Genomic DNA, 20,401 nt, shown 5'->3' on the forward strand with positions numbered 1-20,401 from the left:
CTCCGCGCGACGGGTGCTGCGGGTTCAGAAGGCGCCGGGCGCGGCGACCGAAGCCGCCGGCCCGGCGCGTCCGGGGACGCCTTACCGGATGATGTCGAAGCTGTAGTCGGTCTTCGACGCCACGTTGGTGTTGGCGTCCAGCGCCTCGAAGTACTCGTCGAGGATCTGCATCAGCACGTGCAGCCCGCCCTGGTAGCCCCAGATCGGCAGCCGGTGGTAGTGGTGGCGGTCGAAGATGGGGAAGCCGATGCGGATCAGCGGCGTGCCGGTGTCGCGCTCGAGGTATTTGCCGTAGGTGTTGCCGATCAGGAAATCCACCGGCTCGGTGTTGAGCAGCGAGCGCATGTGCCACAGGTCGCGCTTCGGATAGACGTGGCAGTCGCGGCCCACCGGCGAGGCGTCGAGCAGCGCCTGCACCTTCGCGGCCCACTTGTCGTCACCGTTGGTCGCGAGGATGTGGGTCGGCTCGCAGCCGAGATCCAGCAGGAACTGGGTGAGGCCCAGCATCAGGTCCGGATCGCCGTAGAGCGCGAACTTCTTGCCGTGCAGGTGGGCCTGCGAATCGGTGATCGCATCGACGAGCCGCCCGCGTTCCTTCTTCAGCGCTTCGGGCACCGGCTTGCCGGTGATGCGCGACAGCTCCTTGAGGAACTTGTCGGTGCCGGTGACGCCGATCGGCGAGTTCAGCGCGACGACTTCCTGGCCCTTCTCGGCGATGTACTTGGCGGTCTTCTCGGCGCTGTACTCCTGGTAGATGAAGGTGGCCTTGGCGTTGATGGCAGCCGCCGCCTCTTCCTTGGTCGTGCCGCCGTCGTACATGCGGAACTGGCCGTCGGTGGGGGTATCCCAGGCTTCCGACGGATCGCACAGGAAGGTCGCCTCGACGCCCATCATCGAGAACAGGCGCTTGATCTCCTTCATGTTGCCGACGACGTAGCCGTCGAAGCCGCCGATGAAGTTCACGGTCTCGTTGGGCGCGCGTTCGAGCTTGGGCGCGGTGCCCGCCTTGCCGTCCCAGAAGTGCTGCAGGATGCCCTTCAGCGCGTTGTCGTAGCCGGTGACGTGGCTGCCGACGAAGGCCGGGGTGTGGGCGAAGGGCACGTCGAACTCGGCCGGTACGCTGCCTTTCTGCTTGGCGGTCTTGATGAACGCGTCGAGGTCGTCGCCGATCACCTCGGCCATGCAGGTGGTGGAGACGGCGATCATCTCCGGCTTGTACAGGCTCAGCGTGTTGGCGAGGCCGTCGACCATGTTGTTGAGGCCGCCGAACACCGCCGCGTCCTCGGTCATCGACGAGGAGACGCAGGAGGTCGGCTCCTTGAAGTGGCGCGAGAAGTGCGAGCGGTAGTAGGCGACGCAGCCCTGCGAGCCATGCACGAAGGACAGCGTCTTCGAGAAGCCGTTGGCGACGAACACCGCGCCGAGCGGCTGGCAGGCCTTGGCGGGGTTCACCGTCAGCGCCTCGCGCTTGAAGTTCTTCTCGCGGTAGTCCCAGCTCTTGGTCCAGTCGCGGATCTCGGCGACCTTGTCGGCGGGGTGGCCGAATTCGAAGTTGGCCTTCTTGTTCTCGAACAGCTCCGTGTATTCAGGCTGGCGGAACAGCATCTCGTGGTCGATGACCTTTTCAGCGTTTTGCGGCATGGTGAATCTCCTGGAAGCGTAAGGATTTGGGCGTCAAGGTCAGGCTGCGAGTGTTGGTTCGCCTTCGGCGAGTGCTGGCTCGCCTTCGGCGAAGGGATCCTTCGCCAGCCCCCACACCGGGCTGTTGATGGCCATGTCCATGTCGCGCGCGAAGATCGCGAAGCCGTCGTAGCCGTGATAGGGGCCGGAGTAGTCCCACGAGTGCATCTGGCGGAAGGGCACGCCCATCTTCTGGAAGACGTACTTCTCCTTGATGCCGGAGCCGACCAGGTCGGGCTTGATCTTGTCGACGAACTGCTCGAACTCGAAGCCGGTGACGTCGTCGTAGATCAGCGTGCCGTCCTTCACGTAGTGCGTGGTGCGCTGGTAGTCGTCGCCGTGGCCGAACTCGTAGCCGGTGCCGACCACGTTCATGCCGAGGTCCTCGTACGCGCCGATGACGTGGCGCGGGCGCAGGCCGCCGACGAAGAGCATCACCGTCTTGCCTTCGAGGCGCGGCTTGTATTTGGCGATCACCGCCTCGGTCAGCGCGCGGTACTTGGCGATGACCTTTTCGGTGTTCTCCTTGATCTTGTCGTCGAAGTGGCTGGCGATCTCGCGCAGGCTGGCCTCGATCTTCGACGGGCCGAAGAAGTTGTACTCGACCCAAGGCACGCCGTACTTCTCTTCCATGTGGCGCGAGATGTAGTTCATCGAGCGGTAGCAGTGCAGCACGTTGAGCTTTGCCTTGGGCGTGTTCTCGAGCTCGGCGAGGGTGCCGTCGCCCGACCACTGCGCGATCACGCGCAGGCCCATCTCCTCGAGCAGGATGCGCGAGGACCACGCGTCGCCGCCGATGTTGTAGTCGCCGATGATCGCGACGTCGTAGGGGCTGCTCTCGAACTTGTTCTTGTCCGGGTCGGTCTTGTCGAACACGAAGTCGCGCACCGCGTCGTTGGCGATGTGGTGGCCGAGCGACTGCGACACGCCGCGGAAGCCCTCGCAGCGCACCGGCACGATGGTCTTGCCGCCGTATTCCTTGGACTTCTTCTTCGATACCGCCTCGATGTCGTCGCCGATCAGGCCGATCGGGCATTCGGACTGCACCGTGATGCCCTTGTTGAGCGGGAAGAGTTCCTGGATCTCGTCCATGATCTTCTCCAGCTTCTTGTCGCCGCCGAAGACGATGTCCTTCTCCTGGAAGTCGGAGGTGAATTGCATCGTCACGAAACTATCGACGCCGGTCGTGCCGATGTAGTAGTTGCGGCGCGCCGCCCACGAGTACTGGCCGCAGCCGACCGGGCCATGGCTGATGTGCACCATGTCCTTGATCGGGCCCCACACCACGCCCTTGGAGCCGGCGTAGGCACAGCCGCGGATCGTCATCACGCCGGGCAGCGACTTGATGTTCGACTTGACGTTGCAGTCGGGCTTGCCTTCCTCGTGCACCGCCAGATGCTTGGCGCGCTTCTTGGCGGTCTTTTCCGGGTAGGCCTCGAGGACCTCGGCGATCAGTTCCTTGTTGCGGGTCTTGGTTTCTTCAACGGTGAGGCTCATGGTGCTCTCCAGTCACGGTCTAAGTTGTCGCTGAGTTGTCAGCTGAGTCGTCAATCCGGCACGCCCTCGACCTGCGAGAGCTCTGCGCAAAGCGCGGACCGGCGGGGCGGGCGAACGGCCACCCTGGCCGCGCCACACTTTCGGCGGAGGTCTCCGCATTGCGCGCCTGCAGCCCCGCGCGGGGACGCAGGCGCGCGGGGGGCGCTCAGGCCGCCAGTTCGGCAGCGCTCTTGCCGATCAGCGACGTGTCCTCCTGCTTCATGATCCCGAACTCGAGCAGCAGGTCCTCCAGCTCGTCCATGGTGATCGGCGTCGGGATCGTGCCCTTGCCCTTGTTGGCGTGGATCTTCTGCGCCAGCTGGCGGTATTCCCCGGCCTGCTTGGATTCCGGGTCGTACTCGAGCACGGTCATGCGGCGCAGCTCGGCGTGCTGCACGACGTTGTCGCGCGGGATGAAGTGGATCAGCGAGGTGCCGAGCTTCTTCGCCAGCGCGTCGGCGAGTTCGTACTCCTTGTCGGTCTGGCGCTCGTTGCACACCAGGCCGCCCAGGCGCACGCCGCCGGCGTTGGCGTACTTCAGGATGCCCTTCGAGATGTTGTTGGCGGCGTACATCGCCATCATTTCGCCGGACATCACGATGTAGATTTCCTGCGCCTTGTTCTCGCGGATCGGCATCGCGAAACCGCCACACACCACGTCACCCAACACGTCGTAGGAGACGTAATCGACGCCGTCATAGGCGCCGTTTTCCTCGAGGAAGTTGATCGAGGTGATGACGCCGCGGCCGGCGCAGCCGACGCCGGGCTCCGGGCCGCCGGACTCGACGCAACGGATGTCGCGGTAACCGACCTTGAGCACGTCCTCGAGCTCCAGGTCCTCCACGGAACCCGCGTCGGCGGCGAGCGACAGCACGGTGTCCTGGGCCTTGGCGTGCAGGATCAGGCGGGTGGAGTCGGCCTTCGGGTCGCAGCCGACGATGAGGATCTTCTGGCCCATCTCGGCCAGCGCCGCGAGGGTGTTCTGGGAGGTCGTGGATTTGCCGATCCCGCCCTTGCCGTAGAAAGCGATTTGCCTGAGGTCAGACATTTGAATCTCCTTGACATCGAAAAATCAGGTTGAGGTTTTCAGCGCTTACCGTTGCATGCATCCGGTATTGGCCGCTCCGAAACTCTTATAGGTCTTCGTCTCAAGTTGCGCGTTCGGCGAGACATCACGGTGCAAGCCTCTTCAGCAACCCTTGTGCCAGTGCGGGGAAAATCTTGTAACGTGATGAATAAAAAGAATAAAAACTGTTTTGACGCGTTTCCGTGACAGGCGCCTGCGCGCTTTACAAACCGAACAAAGGGCACAGAGCGACGCGTGCACGGCGTTCCGCGGCGCGGGCGGGCGAGGGTCGTTGCATGGCGGCTGCGGGCTCGATCGTCGCGCGGGCGCAGGGGGTGGGCGGCCTGCGCAGCGCAGGCCGTGCCGCCGGAATGGGCCTTGCTTCATTGCGGATGGACTTCACGCACAGGAGCGCATCATGCAGATCGGCGTCGACACCCAGCGGGCAGTGGAAAACAAGCGCATCTTCGTCATCGACGACGATGACGTGAGCGGTATCGCGCTGCAGTTCATGCTCGCGGACGAGAACGAAACCCACGTGTTCGGGGAACTGGACGCGGCGCTCGACAAGGCGAGCGCGTGGCCGCCGCAGCTCGTCCTGCTGGGGCACGGCCTGTGCGGCGGGCGGGAAGGGGGGCTGATCGCGCACCTTCGGGCCAATCTGGGCGGCGCGAAGATCCTGCTGGTGTGCGATGCCGCCTCCGCGCCCGATGTCGCCGCGCTGCGCGCATACGGTGCCGACGGCCTGCTCACGCGGCCACTGGACCTCGCCACGGTACGGCGTAAAGTGGACGCCCAGCTCGGGCGGCGCACGCCGCTCGGCATTCCCCTTGTCGTCCGTTGAGGCTTCCTCCCGATGCATCCGACCTTTCCGAAGATCGTCGCCAACGCGAACCCGCACTACCAGAAGCTCGGTGGCGAGGCGGGCGTGCGCCGCCTGGTCGAGCGCTTCTACGAGCTGATGTGCGAACTGCCCGAGGCGGCACGGATCCGCGCGATGCACCCGCAGGATCTGGCGCACGCGAAGGAAAAACTCTTCATGTTCCTGTCGGGCTGGCTGGGCGGACCGCCGCTGTACGCACAGCGCCACGGCCCGCCGCGACTGGGGCGGGCGCATGCCGGTTTCGGCATCGACCGCGCGGCGAGCGCGGCGTGGATGCTGTGCATGACGCGCGCGCTCGACGAGCAGGTGGCCGACGCCGAGCTGCGCGCGCAGCTCGTCGCCGCGTTCGCCAAGGTGGCGGATTCGATCACGCGGCACTGAGGGGAGCACGCCGCGGCGTCTGCCTATGGCGCGGGCGGCGCTGCTGTTGGTATCTTGCGGGTTTCACGGCTACCGGCTGCCGCGGCGACCCGCGCTGCGCCGGCCACCCGCTTCGCATTCGACCCGATCATGACCCCCTACAACCGATTTCCGCCTGTCGCGCCGCCGCGCGACCGATTCCTGCAGCGCCTGCTCATCGTCACGCTCGCCCTTGCAGCCCTGATGCTGCTGTGGAAGGTGCTGCCGGCCATCGAGGACTGGTTCAGCCCGAAGCAGGCGGCCGAGCGCACCGTCACGCCGCGCGGCGACCTCGCCGCGGACGAGAAATCGACCATCGAGCTGTTCGAGCATGCGCGCGGTTCGGTCGTGTTCATCACGACGGCCCAGCTCGTGCGCGACGCGTGGACGCGCAACGTGATGCAGGTGCCGCGCGGCACGGGTTCGGGCTTCATCTGGGATGACGCCGGCCACGTCGTGACGAATCTCCACGTGATCCAGGGCGCCTCGCAGGCGACCGTGAAGCTTTCCGACGGGCGCGACTACCAGGCGGCGCTGGTCGGGGCGAGTCCGGCGCACGACATCGCGGTGCTCAGGATCGGCGTCGGTTTCAAACGCCCGCCGCCGGTGCCGATCGGCACGAGCGGCGACCTCAGGGTGGGGCAGAAGGTGTTCGCGATCGGCAACCCCTTCGGCCTGGACTGGACACTGACGACCGGTATCGTGTCGGCGCTGGACCGCTCGCTGCCCGGCGAAGGCGGCGAGACCACCATCGAGCACCTGATCCAGACCGACGCCGCGATCAATCCCGGCAATTCCGGCGGTCCGCTGCTCGACTCGAACGGGCGGCTGATCGGGATCAACACGGCGATCTACAGCCCGTCCGGCGCGTCCGCCGGCATCGGCTTCGCCGTGCCCGTCGATACCGTGATGCGCGTGGTGCCGCAGCTCATCCGCAACGGCAAGTATGTCCGCCCGGTGCTGGGCATCGAGATCGACGAGGGCGTGAACGAGCGCCTGCAGCGCGAACTCGAGGTGGAGGGCATCGTGGTGCTGCGCGTGATGCCCGGGTCGGCGGCGGACAAGGCGGGCCTGCGCGGCATCCGCCGCGAGATCGACGGCAGCATGTATCCGGGCGACATCATCGTCTCGCTCGACGACAAGCCCGTCGATTCGGTCGCCAGGCTCACGGCCCGCCTCGACGACCATCGCGTCGGCGATGTCGTGAAGCTGGGCGTGCTGCGCGAGGGCAAGCCGCTGAGCCTGTCGGTCACGCTGCAGCCCGGCAACTAAAGGGGGCTACGCCGGGGGGCCGCGCTCAGGCGGCGGCCTCGGCGAATTCCTCGTGCGCGGGCAGCAGCAGCGGCGCGGCGCCCGCTTCGATCACCTCGGCGCCGACATGCACCGCCTGCACGTCGTGCCGCCCCGGCAGCTCGTACATCGTGTCGAGCAGCGCCGCTTCGAGGATCGAGCGCAGGCCGCGCGCACCGGTCTTGCGCGCCAGCGCCTTGCGGGCGATCGCCGACAGCGCCGCGGGCGGGATCTCCAGTTCCACGCCTTCCATTTCCAGCAGCTTGCGGTATTGCTTGACCAGCGCGTTCTTCGGCTCGACGAGGATCTGCACGAGCGCGGCCTCGTCGAGCTCGGCGAGCGTCGCGACGACCGGCAGCCGGCCGACGAATTCGGGGATCAGGCCGAAGCGGATCAGGTCGGCCGGCTCGACGTCGGCGAAGAGTTCACCGAGGCTGCGCCGGTCTTCGCCGTCGCTGAGTTCCGCAGCGAAGCCGATGCCGCCCTTCTCGCGCCGGCGGCGGATGACCCGTTCGAGTCCGTCGAAGGCGCCGCCGCAGATGAAGAGGATGTTGCCGGTGTCGACCGGGATGAAGTCCTGCCCCGGGTGCTTGCGCCCTCCCTGCGGCGGCACCGACGCGACGGTGCCTTCGATGAGCTTGAGCAGCGCCTGCTGCACGCCTTCGCCGGAGACGTCGCGCGTGATCGAGGGGTTGTCCGACTTGCGCGCGATCTTGTCGATCTCGTCGATATACACGATACCGCGCTGGGCCTTGTCGACGTCGTAGTCGCACTTCTGTAGCAGCTTCTGGATGATGTTCTCGACGTCCTCGCCGACGTAACCGGCCTCCGTGAGCGTCGTCGCGTCGGCCATCACGAAAGGCACGTCGAGCAGCCGCGCGAGGGTCTGCGCGAGCAGCGTCTTGCCCGAGCCGGTGGGACCGACGAGGAGGATGTTGCTCTTCGACAGCTCCACGTCGCCGCCGCCCGCCGTGTCGTGCTGGTGGCGCAGGCGCTTGTAGTGGTTGTACACCGCGACCGCGAGGATGCGCTTCGCGGCTTGCTGGCCGATCACGTACTGGTCGAGGATCGCGTGGATCTGCGTCGGCGTGGGCAGGGCGCGGTCACCGTCGGCGAGCGCCGCGGCGGTGAGCTTCGCCGCCTCGTCGTGCACGATGTCGTTGCACAGGTCGATGCATTCGTCGCAGATGAACACCGACGGACCGGCGATCAGCTTGCGCACTTCCGCGGCGCTCTTGGCGCAGAACGAGCAGTGGACCGGCACGCCGGTCGGGGACGATTTCTTCTCTGACATGCTGCAGCCCTCCGTGTCAGGCTCGTGGGGCCGAAGGCGCGCCGCGGTGGGCGAGGACCTCGTCCACCAGCCCGTAGGCGACCGCTGCCTCGGCGGAAAGAAAGTTGTCGCGGTCGGTGTCCTTATCGATCTGTTTGACGGTCTTGCCGCTGTGCCTGGCGAGCATGGCGTTGAGCCGTTCGCGCAGGTAGAGGATCTCCTTCGCGTGGATCGCGATGTCCGAGGCCTGGCCCTGGAAGCCGCCCAGCGGCTGGTGGATCATGATCCGCGAGTTGGGCAGCGCGAAGCGCTTGCCGGCGGCCCCGGCGGCGAGCAGGAAGGCGCCCATCGAGGCGGCCTGGCCGACGCACAGCGTCGATACGTCCGGCTTGATGAACTGCATCGTGTCGTAGATCGCAAGCCCGGCCGTGACCGAGCCGCCCGGCGAGTTGATGTAGAAGTGGATGTCCTTGTCCGGGTTCTCGGATTCCAGGAACAGCAGCTGGGCGACGACGAGGTTCGCGGTGGCGTCGTTCACCGGCCCGACGAGGAAGACCACGCGCTCGCGCAGCAGCCGCGAGTAGATGTCGTACGCGCGCTCGCCGCGGCCGCTCTGTTCGATGACGGTGGGGATCAGGCCGAGGGCCTGCGGGTTCCAGTGGTCGCCTGCGTACATGGGGTGCGCTCCTTTTCCGGGAAGGGGCCTGTTGTGGGGGCTTATGCCGCTGCCGCCTCCGCGCCGAGCGTGGCGAACCGCGCCGCGAACTCGGCGAGCGGCAGGTCGATGCGCGTGATGTTCTGTTCGGCGAGGAAGCGCAGCTCGTTCTTCGTCGGCTCGCCCGGCAGCACGGCCCAGTGGCGGTCGGACGAGCGCTTCATGATCTGGCGCGCGAAGCTGCGCTGCAGCTGGTCGTTGAAGCGGCAGCCGAGGAAGAGGAAGTTGCGCCCGCTGCGGAGGTACTGCACCGCCTGCGGGATCGGCGTCTGGATGTCGATCTCGGTCAGCACCTCGACGTAGTCGGAGTCGGAGACGAGGTAATTCGCGGCCGGGGCGCGTCCGCCGAGGGGCTTGTAGAGCAGCGTGGTCCAGCCGGCGGCGTATTCGTCCGGTGTCACCGCGCCGTCGGCGTCGTAGAAGCCGAACCAGTTGCCGAAGTGCTCGGACTGCGACAGGCCCTGCACCTGGCCCCAGTCGCGTCGCGGCGCGAGCGCGGCCGGCATCGCGTCGTCGTACCAGGCGTCGACGACGAGCGGCAGCGGCAGTTCGGCGAGCCGGCGATGCAGCACCGAGGGTGGCACGCTCACGGCGTAGGCGTCGTTCATCAGCGCGACGAGGCTCTTGCGGTGCTTGAAGTTCTCGATGTACTGCGCCGCCGCGGTGAGCTTGCCGCGGATCTTGTGCGGCACGGTGGTCTTCGCGGTGAGCGTGGCGACGAGCTGCTCGGGCGAGGCAGGCACCGGGCAGTCGGGCAGCAGGTCGAGCATGCCGGGGCCGAGGTAGGGGATCAGCGTGCCGGCGGCGAGGGCGGCGCCGATGTCTTCCAGCGCGGGGGCGTTTGCAGTCATTTCCGGTCTCCGAGGGGGGTATCAGTAGATCGCCGCGCCGGCGCCGACATTCACCGACGAATCCTTGGCGGTCTGGACGATGAAGCGCACCTGGTCTTCGGCGAGGTGAGCGTGGAAGGGCAGGGCGAGCGCGCGGTCGGCGATCTTTTCGGTGACTTTCAGGTCGCCGCGCTTGTAGCCGAGCGTCGAGTAGAAGTACTGCTGGTGCAGCGGGTTGCAGAAGGCGGCGGCCCCGATCGACTCGGTCGCGAGGTCGTCGACGATCTGGTTGCGCGCGCTCTTCGTGAAGCGCGTGCCCAGATGCACGAGGAATAGCAGCCAGTGGATCTCGTCGATCTCGGGCGCGATGTAGGGCGGCTTGATGCCTTCGAAGGACTGGATCTGGGCGAGGTAGTAGCTCTCGACCTTCTTGCGCCGTGCGAGGATCTCGTCGATGCGCTGCAGCTGCGCCAGGCCCAGCGCGGCGGTCACGTCGCCGATGCCGGCCTGGGCGGGCACGCGGTTGGCGATCGAGATCGAGAAGCGCTCGTCGAGCGCGCGGCTGCGGTGGTAGCGCAGCTCGCTCGCGAGTTCCGGGTCGTCGGTGACGATCATCGCGCCTTCGCCGCAGCACAGCGCCGAGGGCTGCGAGAAGTCGAAGATCGCGAGGTCGCCGAAACCGCCGACGAGCCGGCCCTGGTAGCGCGAGCCGATCGCTTCGGTCGAGTCCTCGATCAGCTTCAGACCGTGGGTCGCCGCGAGCTGGCGGAATTCGTTCCACGCCGCCGGATGGCCGTTGCTGTTGCCGGCGACGATTGCGCGCGTCCTCGGGCCGATCTTCTGCGCCGCCTTGTCGGGCGCGAGGCAGCCCGACCAGTAGTCGATCTCGGCGAACACCGGGGTTGCGCCCGCGAGCACGATCGCATGGGCGATCTGGTGCCAGCCGTACGCCGACGCGATCACCTCGTCGCCGGGGCCGATGCCCATCGCGCGCAGCCCGAGCATCAGGCCCAGCGTGCCGCTCGCGACCGCGATGCCGTAGCGGCGGCCGACGTAGTCGGCGAATTCGTCCTCGAAGGCTTCGACCCGCGGGCCGGCGGACAGGCGCGACGACTTCAGCACCGCGCTCACCGCGTCGATCTCGGCGAGGCTCATGTCGGGGTCGTTGAGGGGGATCCAGCCGTCGTCCATGGTGCGTCTCGCTATCTGTGCGCCGCGATCACGACACCGCCGGCGTGCTGCGGGTCGGTCGTGATGCGCCAGCAATGGTCGGAGTTGTCGACGAGGTAGAGGTCGTAGTCGCCGGCGCGCGTCGCGGGGGTCTCGCCGTCCATGTCGGAGGCGTCGCAGCGCGTGAACACCATGCCGGGAAGGGCCGCGCGCAGTGCCGGCAGCGGGTTCTCGGCGGGGCCGGTGCGCTGCAGCAGCGTGCACACGTGGGCGAGCTGTTCCGCGGTGACGCTCATCTCAGTCTCCGAGGCGGCGTGCTTCGACCGTGATCGGCAGCCGCGTGTCGGCCGCCATCTCCGGCAGTTCCAGCTGCCAGCCGTTGCCGAGCGTGACCTTGCCGCCCCACAGCCCTTCCTTCTCCATCGCGACGATGGGCTCCTCGAGGTCCTTCTTGGGCACGTAGGCCGACAGCGCGCCGGCGTGGTCCTTGCGGATCATGATTTTCATGGTGCGGGCTCCAGGTTTGCGTGAATCGGATTCATGCCGCCTCTCCGACGAGCGGGCACACGATGCAGGGCAGCAGCTCGAGGACCCGGTCGATGTCGGCGGTGGTGGTGTCGCGCCCGAGCGAGAAGCGCAGCGCGGCGAGCGCCTCGGCGCGGCTCTGGCCCATCGCGAGCAGCACCGGCGAGGGCTCGCTGCCGCCGGCCGCGCAGGCCGAGCCGCTGGAGGCGCAGATGCCGGCGCGGTCGAGGCGGTCGAGCACGATCTCGGCGTCGACGGTGGCGAAGCGCAGGTTCGTCGTGTTGCCGATGCGCGCGGCGACGGCGCCGTTGAGGCGGGTCTGCGGGATGCGTTGCAGCAGGCCGAATTCGAGCCGGTCGCGCAGCGCGGCGAGGCGGGGGATGTCCTCGGTCGGCGCGCGCGCAGCGAGCTGGGCGGCGACGCCGAAACCGACGATCGCGGCGAGGTTCTCGGTGCCGCCGCGCCGGCCGCGCTCCTGATGGCCGAAGACCATCGGCGGCAGCGCGAAGTCCTTGCGTACATGGAGCGCGCCGACGCCCTTGGGGCCGTGCAGCTTGTGCGCCGACAGGGTGAGGAGGTCGATCGGCAGCTGCGCGAGGTCGATCGTCACGCGCCCGGCGGCCTGCACGGCGTCGCAGTGGAACAGCACGCCGCGGCGCTGTGCGATTTCGGCGATCTCGGCGACCGGAAACAGCACGCCGGTCTCGTTGTTGGCCCACATCAGGCTCACGAGCGCGGTGTCGTCGTCGATCGCCGCGTCCAGTGCGGCGCGGTCGAGGCGGCCTTCCGCATCTACGCCCAGCGTCGTCACGCGCACGCCGCGGCTCTGCAGGTGACGCAAGAGCATCAGCGAGGATGGATGCTCGACCGCGCTCGTGACGATGTGGCGCCGGTCCGGCCGCGCCGCGAGCGCGCCGAGGATCGCCATATGGTTCGCTTCGGTCGCGCTCGCCGTGAATACGATGCGCGCCGCGACGGCGCCGATCAGCGCCGCGACCTGAGCGCGCGCGGCATTGAGCCGCCCCTTGGCCTCGGTGCCGAGGCGATGCGCGCTCGACGGGTTGCCCCAGCCGTGTTCGAGGCACTCAGTCATCGCGGCGATCACCTCCGGCGCGGGCCGGGTCGTCGCGTTGTGGTCGAGGTAGATGGGCGCGCCCATGATCGTCAGCGTCCGCTTACGGCCAGAACACGCGGAAGGGGTCGGCGAGCAGCGCCATCAGCACCGCGTCGATCTGGCGGCCGCTGTCGTAGAACATCCACTCGCCGCGCGCGTGGTCGCGGGAATACAGGCGCCAGCTGCCGCCGGCGCCGTCCCACACGAGGCGCGCGATCTCGATGTCGCCACCGGCCGTATCGACATTGCGCGAGCAGCACGGGCTGACGACGCGGTAACCGTCGTCGCAGGCCTCGACGCGCGGCGACACGTAGCGGTAGCGGATGCGCTTTTCCAGCAGGCGCTCGATGCGCCGCAGGTCGAGCTCGTTGGGCTGGGTGCGCAAGCCGGCGCGCGGGGCGTCGGCCGGCGCGACCGGGGCGGGGGCGGAGCGTTTCATCGCGTGGGCCTTCATGCTCAGCTCGCCCGCGCGATTTCTTCTTCGAGGCAGCCGATCACGCTGCCGTCGGGAAACTCCACCAGGTACACCGGCGCGTCGGTCTCGGTGTGGCGGCCGATCTGCACGATCTCGCCGACCGTGCCGGCGCCGGCGAGCAGGGCGTCGGGTTCGCGGTCGGGGTAGGAGCCGTCGTTGAGCAGGTCGGCGACAGCGATCACGCGCATGCCCCAGTCGAATTTCGGCAGTCTCGGATCGATCATGCGGGTGCTCCCGGAATGTTTTCGAGATCGGCCGCGGCCGTTGCGGCATCGGCCTCGTCTTCATCGTCGTCGTAGTCGAGCGATTCGAGCTCGCGCCCCTTCATGCCGACGCGGTAGCCGTGGTCGACGAACTCGACGCCATAGATGTAGAACTGCTGCAGGAAGGTGCCGATGCTGCTGACGTAGCCGACGTCGCCCTTCTTGACGAGGATGTCGCCGATCTCGCGGCCCGGAAAGGTGCCGTCGTTGCGCACGGTCTTCGTGCTCATGACTTTCTCGCCGTAGCCGAAGCGCGGCGGAGCGTTCAGTTCCACGATGTCGCCGTCACGGTTGATCTTCATGCTGGGCTCCTGGGTCGGTGGCATTCATGCGACGCGGTTTCCGCGGCCGCGCGCGGCCTCGCGTACCGCGGCATCCTCGTCGTCGAGCAGCGAACCGAGGCGCGACGGCTCGATGCGCTGCGCGACTTCATGGCGGATACGCCAGTCCGGGTCGTCCGCCAGCAGCGGCAGTTGCGCGGCCGGCAGGCGCTGCGCGACCACGAGGCGCACGCCGGGATCGGCGTCGCCGGCCATGCCGCGCAGGCCCTCGGCGTCGATGCGGCGGGCCACCGCGACGCGCACCTCGCGGTCCGGATCGTGCTGCAGCATGCGCAGCAGGCCGGGCGGCAGGCGGCGGGCGATCACCGTGCGCACGTAGTAGTCCGGGTCGTCGAGCATGCTCTTCAGCGCCGCCGGCTCCAGCCGCGCCGCGACGCGGATGCGCACTTCGCGGTCGGGGTCGTCGCGCATCTGCATCAGGTAGCGCTGCGGCAGGCGCTGGGCGATGCTCCAGCGCACGGTCTCGTCCGGATCGCCGAGCAGCCGCGGCAGCAGGAACAGGTCGGCGTGCTTGGCGGCGACGGCGCGCACCTCGAAGTAGGGATGGTCGAGGCAGGTGTCGGCCACGTTCGGGTTCCACGCGAAGAAGCGGTCGATGCGTTTCGCGTAGCGGTCGGCGACGCAGGCATGCCCCGGCGTGCAGCGGCCGGCGGCGCGCAGTTCGCGGTGGGGGCAGTTCGTACAGTCGATCGCCCGACCCTGCCAGTCGACCGCCGGGATGCCGTCGGGAAGAGTGTCAGTGTCGGGGACCATGATCGCGCCTTCAGGCCTTGCGGCGGATCGAGTCGATGCTGATCGCCGCCACCCCCGCCGGGCCGGACGGGGCGCTCGTGCTGCAGCCGCAGCTCGCGGCGTTGGGGTTGATGAAGGTCAGGCCGGAGCTCATCGGCGTGTCGGCGAAGTCGATCGTCACGCCCTCGAGCAGCAGCCGCGACTCGGTCGGCAGGATCAGCGTGAGGCCGTTCCAGTCCAGCGTCGCGTCCCCGGCGCGCGGCGGCTCGACATTGAACTCCGACGCATAGCCGGAACAGCCGCCGGCCGTGACCTGCAGGCGGAAGCCGGCATCCGGCCCGCCTCCGCCGAAGCGCACCATGCGGCGCATGAACTTCTCGGCGGCGGGGGTGATGGAAATGTTCATGGGTTGATCTCCTCAGGCGGCCTCTTCACGGGGCCAGGTTTCATCGATGATGCAGGTGTCGTCGATCGGGCACACCGCGACGCACTGCGGCTCGTCGTGGTGCCCGACGCATTCGGTGCATTTGTCCGGGTCGATCACGAAGATGCTCTTGTGCGCGCTGATCGCCTTGTTCGGGCATTCGGGCTCGCACGCACAGCAGCCGGTGCATTGGTCGGCGACGATCATGTAGGCCATGGCAATCTCCTGTCCCTAAGCCGCTGCGACGTACGCGCCCTGGCGGATGTCGGCATCGCCGCGCGGCTGATGGACGATCTCGCCCGCGGCGACCTTGTCGAGGTATTCGCGGAAGTAGGCGATCGCCGAGCGCTCGATGAACTCGAAGGCGTAGCGGTCGACCGGGTCGATGCCCGCGGCCTTCAGCTCGTCGCGCGGACAGCCGCCGATCTTCGCGACGAACACCGCATGGCAGTCGTTGATCGCGCGCACCACCGTCGGCAGCGCGTCCTCTTCGCCGTAGCCGCCCTGGCAGTAAAGATCGACGCGGCGATGGCCGACGAACTTCGCCCCGGCGGTCGAGACCTCGTACACCTGGAATTCGCTCGCGTGGCCGAAATGTTCATTGACCTTGCCCTCGCCCTTGGTCGCGACCGCGATCATCAGCTTGATGTCGCTGTCCGCGCCGGCGAGCTCCGCGAGTTCTTCCCGCTTCGCGGCGACCTTCGCCTGACGCTGCTCCTCGACCAGTTCCTGGTAGGCCTGGCGCGTCGCCGCGTCGTACTCGACCTCCATCGCGTCGATCCTGTCGGTCGTGAACTCGGCGCTGCGGTCCTCGCCCAGCAGCCCGACCGCATCGGCGCGGCACTGGCGGCAGTGGCGCATCATGTTCATCTCGCCCTCGCAGGCGTCCTGCAGCGCCTTCAGCTCCTGCGCCGAGGGGCCGCGCTGGCCGGTCAGGCCGAACACCGTGCCGTGCTCGGGCGCCGAGATCAGCGGCATGATGTTGTGCAGGAAGGCGCCGCGCGACTTCACGGCCTTGTTCACCTCGACGAGGTGGCGGTCGTTGATGCCCGGGATCATCACCGAGTTCACCTTGCACAGGATGCCGCGCTCGGTGAGCATCTCCAGCCCCAGCAGCTGCCGTTCGCTGAGGATGCGCGCCGCGTCGATGCCCTTCCAGCGCTTGTTCTGGTAGTAGATCCACGGGTAGATGTGCTGGCCCACCTCCGGATCGACCATGTTGATGGTGATCGTCACGTGGTCGACGTTGAAGGACTTGATCGTGTCGACGTGGTCCGGCAGCGCCAGCCCGTTGGTCGACAGGCACAGCTTGATGTCCGGTGCGGTCTTCGCGATCAGCTCGAAGGTCTTGAACGTCTTCTCCGGGTTCGCGAGGGGGTCCCCCGGGCCGGCGATGCCCAGCACCGTCATCTGCGGGATCGCCGATGCGACCGCGAGCACCTTCTTCGATGCCTGCTCCGGCGTGAGCTTCTCGCTGACGACGCCCGGGCGCGACTCGTTGGCACAGTCGTACTTGCGGTTGCAGTAGTTGCACTGGATGTTGCAGGCCGGCGCCACCGCTACGTGCATGCGGGCGTAGTGGTGGTGGGCTTCCTCGCTGTAGCAGGGGTGGTTCTTCACCTTCTCCCACACTTCCGGCGACATGTCCGCGGGACCTGCCGACGAGCCGCAGCTCGCCTTGCCGCTGCCGCTCGAGGTGCCGCAGCCCTTGTGTTCCGCGACCTTGTCGAGCAGCTGCGCGAGCGGCTTGATGTCCTGCACGCCAACATAAGCGGTAGCTTCCATGGAGACCTCTCTGTGAGTGGTGACGGGGACTTCGCCCCTTCGCGACTCACAGAGCCAGAACCATGCCATCGATGTTTGTTGCAAATAATCAGTGGCTTGCGCGGATTGTGCGCTCGCAGCAGCGCGTGACAATCCGGACATTCGCAACGCGTCGCGACGTATTGTCGAGAGCGCGACGTCGCGGCCGGGGGCGTCGTGCGCGGACGAAAAAAGGCCACGGCGCCGGGAGAGGGGAGCGCCGTGGCCCGCAAGGGAAGGGGAAAGGGAAGGGGAGGGGCGGATCAGAACTTCTTCACACGCAGGTCATGTTTCTGCAGCGCGTAGCCGAACTGGCGCGGCGACAGGTTCAGCAGCCGCGCCGCCTTCGCCTGCACGCCGCGCGACTGCTCCAGCGCCCACAACAGCGTTTCGCGCTCCGACAGGCCGGCCTCGGGTTTCGGCGCGTCCTCGGGCGGCGCCCGGTGGATCGGTATTGTCACGATGCGGCTCGTCGGCCGCTCGCCGGCGCCCTCGTCGTTCAGCTCGTGCAGGAGCTGCGTGAGGCAGCGGTTGTGCTGGCAGGGGATGTTCAGGTCGCGGATGAGCGTGCCGCGTGTCATCGTCGCCGTGCGCTCGACGCAGTTCTCCAGCTCGCGCACGTTGCCCGGCCAGTAGCAGTGCTGCAGGATGTGCATCGCCTCGGGCGTGATCTCCAGCTCGCGCTCGTTCTCGCCGTTATAGCGCGCGAGGAAGTGATCGACCAGCGAGGGGATGTCCTCGCGCCGCTCGCGCAGCGGCGGCATGAAGATGCTCACGACGTTGATGCGGTAGTACAGGTCGGAGCGGAAATCCCCGCCCGCCACCGCGCGCTCGAGGTCGCGGTTGGTCGCGGTGATCAGGCGCACGTCGACCTTGATCGGGCGGTTGCCGCCGACGCGCTCGAACTCGCGTTCCTGCAGCACGCGCAGGAGCTTGGCCTGGAAGGCGAGCGAGATCTCGCCGATCTCGTCGAGGAACAGCGTGCCGCCGTTCGCGAGCTCGAAGCGCCCTTTGCGCTCGAACTGGGCGCCGGTGAACGCGCCCTTCTCGTGCCCGAAGAGTTCCGATTCGAGCAGCGTCTCGGACAGCGCCGCACAGTTCACCTTGATGAACGGGCCGTCGCGACGCGGGCTCAGGTAGTGGATCGAGCGCGCGATCACCTCCTTGCCGGTACCGCTCTCGCCGCGCAGCAGGATGGTCGAGCGCGACGGTGCCGACTGGTGGACCTCGGCGAATACCTTCTGCATCGACGACGAATTGCCGACGACGTTGTCGAGGCTGTAGCGTTCGCGCCGCCGCGCCTGCATCGGCGCGCGCCGCTCCTCTGCGAGCGGTACCGCCTCGGCGCTGCGCTCGTGATGGAGGCGCACGGCCTGGCCGATCAGGTTGGCCACCATCTTCAGCAGATGCACGTCGGCGTCGAAGCGGTGCGAGGCGTCATAGACTACGCGCTCGACGCCCATCACGCCGACCACCTCGCGACCGGTGCGGATCGGCACGCCGATGTACGCCACGCGCCGCCCCGGCCCCTCCAGTTCGCCGGTGCAGCTGGCGCAATGGATGAAGCCGTGTTCCTTCGTGATGTCCGGGATCACGACGGGCATCCCGCTGCGCAAGATCCGCCCGGGCAAGCCTTCGCCGATGCATTCGCGGCACTTGCGGAATTCCTCCCCTGACATGCCGCTTGCACCAACCAGGTGCAATTCGCCCGATTCGTGCACCAGACTGATCGTCCCTTGGCGGGTCTCGAGATAGATCGTGAACACGTTCAGGATCCTGTGCATCATCCGCGGGAGGTCCACGGCTTCGCCCAGGATCTTGCTGATTTCATAAATGGCGACGAGCTGGAGATGCTCGTTGCGGACCGGAGTCTTGCTCATGCGGCCCCTCCTGCAGGAAGACGACGATTTCCGGATGCGGTCGAACGACCATTCCCGGCTGCGCCCGCGGCACCGGATTTGTCCGCCGGCCACGGGCGGCCGGGAACGAATGACCGCACAGTCAATACGGGAAACCTAGCAAGTTTTGCGCCGCAGCATTCACGGGGGGCGCTGCCCCGGTGTGTGTCCGCCGGACTTCCCCGCCGGCGGCGGGGTCGGGATGTGCCGGGCCGCTGCGCTCCGCGATGGGCCCGCCCGGCGCCCTGCGGCCGCAGCATGCAAAGCGGACAATCGCGACAAGGCCGAGCGGGGCGTCCGCACATACGCAGTTACGCGTAAGCACGGCTACCTGTGCCGGCCTCGTCCATAATGGAAGTTGTTACAGGACATCAGGACGGGGAAAACGCATGCTGTTCCGCAACGGCCGCGAGAGCGACAACATCGAGGATCGCCGTGAAGAAGGTGGCGGCGGGGGCGGCTTCGGCGGCGGTCGCAGCATCGGCGTCGGCACGATCGTGATCGCGCTCGTCGCGATGTATTTCGGCATCGACCCGCGCGTGATCCTCGACACCGCGAGCGTCAGTCAGTCGCCGCCACCGGCCGCCCGGCGCGCGGCGCCGCGCTCGCCGGCCGAGGACGAGCTGGCACGCTTCGCGTCCATGGTGCTGGCGGATACCGAGGACACCTGGGGGACCATCTTCAAGTCAGGCGGAGGGCAGTACCATCAGCCGCGCATGGTGCTGTACACCGGCGCGACGCGCAGCGGCTGCGGCGTCGGCCAGGCGGCGATGGGGCCGTTCTACTGCCCGGCGGACCAGAAGGTCTATCTCGACCTGTCCTTCTTCAACGAACTGAAGGACCGCTTCCGCGCGCCCGGCGACTTCGCACAGGCCTACGTGATCGCGCACGAGGTCGGCCATCACGTGCAGAACCTGCTGGGGATTTCGGAAAAGGTGCAACAGGCGCGCGAGCGCGTGTCGGAGCGCCAGGGCAACCAGCTATCGGTGCGGCTGGAACTGCAGGCGGACTGTCTCGCGGGCGTATGGGCGCATCACGCCGATCGCAGCCGCCAGGTGCTGGAGGCGGGCGACGTCGAGGAAGCATTGGGGGCCGCCACCGCGATCGGTGACGACCGCCTGCAGAAGCAGACGCAGGGGCAGGTGGTGCCCGACAGCTTCACGCACGGCAGCTCCGCGCAGCGCGTGCGCTGGTTCCGCACCGGCCTCGAGAAGGGCTCGCTGAAGGCGTGCGACACCTTCAGCGTCGCAAAACTGTAGGCGTCAGCTCAGCCGGCCAGCTTCGCAAACGCCTCGACGACTTCCGCCGGCGCCTGCACCAGTTCCACCAGCACGCCTTCGCCGCCGATCGGGAACTCGTCGTTGCCCTTCGGGTGCAGGAAGGTGATGTCGTAGCCTGCCGCGCCGCGGCGGATGCCGCCCGGGGCGAAGCGCACGCCGTTGGCGGAGAGCCATTCCACCGCCTTCGGCAGGTCGTCCACCCACAGGCCGACGTGGTTGAGCGGCGTCGCATGCACGGCCGGCTTCTTCTCCGGGTCGAGCGGCTGCATCAGGTCGACCTCGACCTTGAACGGACCCTTGCCCATCGCGCAGATGTCCTCGTCGACGTTCTCGCGCTCGCTGACGAAGTTGCCGGTCACCTCCAGGCCGAGCATGTCCACCCACAGGGTCTTGAGCTTGTCCTTGCTCGGGCCGCCGATGGCGATCTGCTGGATGCCGAGGATCTTGAACGGGCGTTGCGTCATGGAAGTGTCTCCGCGATTCGTCTGGATTAAGAATTCATAATTATGGCGAGTCTGCGTGGGGGCGTCGAGAGGGGCGCGGGCAATCGTGCGCGCACAATCTCGCGGTCGTGCCGGCTGCCGATCGTGCTCGTCGATGTGGGTGTAGGGCGGATGAGCCGAAGGCGTTATCCGCCGCATGATCGGCCGCTCCAGCTCAACCGTCGCGTGGCGGAAGGCGCTGCGCTTTTCCGCCCTACGAAT

General features: G+C 67.6%; 23 protein-coding genes. 4 read left to right on the forward strand and 19 right to left on the reverse strand.

Annotated elements, in window-relative coordinates:
- Positions 1-81: 81 nt before the first annotated feature.
- The 3 genes from nifK to nifH all read right to left on the reverse strand — a co-directional run bounded on the left by nifK (position 82) and on the right by nifH (position 4,264).
- Entirely contained in the window at positions 82-1,641 is a 1,560-nt protein-coding gene (gene nifK / locus BW991_RS19735; protein WP_076603831.1) for a nitrogenase molybdenum-iron protein subunit beta, read from the reverse strand.
- Between the two features lie 39 nt (positions 1,642-1,680).
- The gene (gene nifD / locus BW991_RS19740; protein WP_076603832.1) at positions 1,681-3,177 is read right to left on the reverse strand and encodes a nitrogenase molybdenum-iron protein alpha chain; all 1,497 of its coding nucleotides are present in this window, start codon (positions 3,175-3,177) and stop codon (positions 1,681-1,683) included.
- Between the two features lie 205 nt (positions 3,178-3,382).
- Positions 3,383-4,264, reverse strand: a complete 882-nt coding sequence (nifH, locus tag BW991_RS19745; protein WP_076603833.1) for a nitrogenase iron protein — start codon at positions 4,262-4,264, stop codon at positions 3,383-3,385.
- Positions 4,265-4,700: 436 nt separating this feature from the next.
- Between nifH and BW991_RS19750 the strand changes: the two genes are divergently transcribed.
- From BW991_RS19750 to BW991_RS19760, 3 genes are all read left to right on the forward strand, one after another.
- Positions 4,701-5,126, forward strand: coding sequence for a response regulator (locus BW991_RS19750; protein ID WP_076603834.1), 426 nt, complete (start codon positions 4,701-4,703; stop codon positions 5,124-5,126).
- 12 nt (positions 5,127-5,138) lie between these two features.
- Positions 5,139-5,546: a group II truncated hemoglobin gene (locus tag BW991_RS19755; RefSeq protein ID WP_076603835.1), complete on the forward strand. Its 408-nt coding sequence runs from the start codon at positions 5,139-5,141 to the stop codon at positions 5,544-5,546.
- Between the two features lie 129 nt (positions 5,547-5,675).
- Positions 5,676-6,836, forward strand: coding sequence for a S1C family serine protease (locus tag BW991_RS19760; protein ID WP_076603836.1), 1,161 nt, complete (start codon positions 5,676-5,678; stop codon positions 6,834-6,836).
- 25 nt (positions 6,837-6,861) lie between these two features.
- Here the strand turns inward: BW991_RS19760 and clpX are convergent, their stop codons facing one another.
- From clpX to nifA, 15 genes are all read right to left on the reverse strand, one after another.
- A complete protein-coding gene (gene clpX / locus BW991_RS19765) occupies positions 6,862-8,148 on the reverse strand; it encodes an ATP-dependent Clp protease ATP-binding subunit ClpX (protein ID WP_076603837.1) in 1,287 nt (428 codons plus the stop codon).
- Positions 8,149-8,164: 16 nt separating this feature from the next.
- Positions 8,165-8,803 carry an ATP-dependent Clp endopeptidase proteolytic subunit ClpP gene (gene clpP / locus BW991_RS19770; RefSeq protein WP_076603838.1) on the reverse strand — a complete coding sequence of 213 codons (639 nt, stop codon included), beginning with the start codon at positions 8,801-8,803 and terminating at the stop codon, positions 8,165-8,167.
- A gap of 41 nt (positions 8,804-8,844) precedes the next feature.
- Positions 8,845-9,693 (reverse strand): SIR2 family NAD-dependent protein deacylase, encoded by an 849-nt coding sequence (locus BW991_RS19775; protein ID WP_076603839.1) that lies wholly within the window; start codon positions 9,691-9,693, stop codon positions 8,845-8,847.
- A 21-nt stretch (positions 9,694-9,714) separates the two neighbouring features.
- Positions 9,715-10,863, reverse strand: a complete 1,149-nt coding sequence (locus BW991_RS19780; RefSeq protein WP_076603840.1) for a DegT/DnrJ/EryC1/StrS family aminotransferase — start codon at positions 10,861-10,863, stop codon at positions 9,715-9,717.
- A gap of 11 nt (positions 10,864-10,874) precedes the next feature.
- Positions 10,875-11,138 carry a hypothetical protein gene (locus BW991_RS19785; RefSeq protein ID WP_076603841.1) on the reverse strand — a complete coding sequence of 88 codons (264 nt, stop codon included), beginning with the start codon at positions 11,136-11,138 and terminating at the stop codon, positions 10,875-10,877.
- Between the two features lies 1 nt (position 11,139).
- A complete protein-coding gene (gene nifT, locus BW991_RS19790) occupies positions 11,140-11,349 on the reverse strand; it encodes a putative nitrogen fixation protein NifT (RefSeq protein ID WP_076603842.1) in 210 nt (69 codons plus the stop codon).
- Positions 11,350-11,380: 31 nt separating this feature from the next.
- Positions 11,381-12,526, reverse strand: a complete 1,146-nt coding sequence (locus BW991_RS19795) for a cysteine desulfurase family protein (protein ID WP_076603843.1) — start codon at positions 12,524-12,526, stop codon at positions 11,381-11,383.
- Between the two features lie 16 nt (positions 12,527-12,542).
- Positions 12,543-12,920: a DUF3024 domain-containing protein gene (locus tag BW991_RS19800; protein WP_084205168.1), complete on the reverse strand. Its 378-nt coding sequence runs from the start codon at positions 12,918-12,920 to the stop codon at positions 12,543-12,545.
- A 17-nt stretch (positions 12,921-12,937) separates the two neighbouring features.
- Positions 12,938-13,180 (reverse strand): nitrogen fixation protein NifZ, encoded by a 243-nt coding sequence (locus BW991_RS19805; protein WP_076603844.1) that lies wholly within the window; start codon positions 13,178-13,180, stop codon positions 12,938-12,940.
- Complete coding sequence (locus tag BW991_RS19810; RefSeq protein ID WP_076603845.1) at positions 13,177-13,521, reverse strand: nitrogen fixation protein NifZ; 345 nt, start codon at positions 13,519-13,521, stop codon at positions 13,177-13,179. The genes BW991_RS19805 and BW991_RS19810 overlap by 4 nt, the downstream gene beginning before the upstream one ends.
- A gap of 24 nt (positions 13,522-13,545) precedes the next feature.
- A complete protein-coding gene (locus BW991_RS19815) occupies positions 13,546-14,313 on the reverse strand; it encodes a 4Fe4S-binding leucine-rich repeat protein (RefSeq protein ID WP_076603846.1) in 768 nt (255 codons plus the stop codon).
- Positions 14,314-14,323: 10 nt separating this feature from the next.
- Positions 14,324-14,698, reverse strand: coding sequence for a HesB/IscA family protein (locus BW991_RS19820; protein WP_076603847.1), 375 nt, complete (start codon positions 14,696-14,698; stop codon positions 14,324-14,326).
- Between the two features lie 12 nt (positions 14,699-14,710).
- Positions 14,711-14,932, reverse strand: a complete 222-nt coding sequence (locus BW991_RS19825; protein WP_076603848.1) for a YfhL family 4Fe-4S dicluster ferredoxin — start codon at positions 14,930-14,932, stop codon at positions 14,711-14,713.
- A 15-nt stretch (positions 14,933-14,947) separates the two neighbouring features.
- Positions 14,948-16,501 (reverse strand): nitrogenase cofactor biosynthesis protein NifB, encoded by a 1,554-nt coding sequence (gene nifB / locus BW991_RS19830; protein WP_076603849.1) that lies wholly within the window; start codon positions 16,499-16,501, stop codon positions 14,948-14,950.
- Between the two features lie 281 nt (positions 16,502-16,782).
- The gene (gene nifA / locus BW991_RS19835) at positions 16,783-18,399 is read right to left on the reverse strand and encodes a nif-specific transcriptional activator NifA (protein ID WP_076603850.1); all 1,617 of its coding nucleotides are present in this window, start codon (positions 18,397-18,399) and stop codon (positions 16,783-16,785) included.
- A gap of 407 nt (positions 18,400-18,806) precedes the next feature.
- Between nifA and ypfJ the strand changes: the two genes are divergently transcribed.
- The gene (gene ypfJ / locus BW991_RS19840; RefSeq protein ID WP_076603851.1) at positions 18,807-19,676 is read left to right on the forward strand and encodes a KPN_02809 family neutral zinc metallopeptidase; all 870 of its coding nucleotides are present in this window, start codon (positions 18,807-18,809) and stop codon (positions 19,674-19,676) included.
- Positions 19,677-19,684: 8 nt separating this feature from the next.
- On the opposite strand, the gene BW991_RS19845 is transcribed toward ypfJ, so the two are convergent.
- Positions 19,685-20,161, reverse strand: coding sequence for a VOC family protein (locus BW991_RS19845; protein WP_050417575.1), 477 nt, complete (start codon positions 20,159-20,161; stop codon positions 19,685-19,687).
- Positions 20,162-20,401: the final 240 nt, after the last annotated feature.

The sequence above is a fragment of the Aromatoleum tolulyticum genome, from assembly GCF_900156155.1.
GTDB lineage: Bacteria > Pseudomonadota > Gammaproteobacteria > Burkholderiales > Rhodocyclaceae > Aromatoleum > Aromatoleum tolulyticum.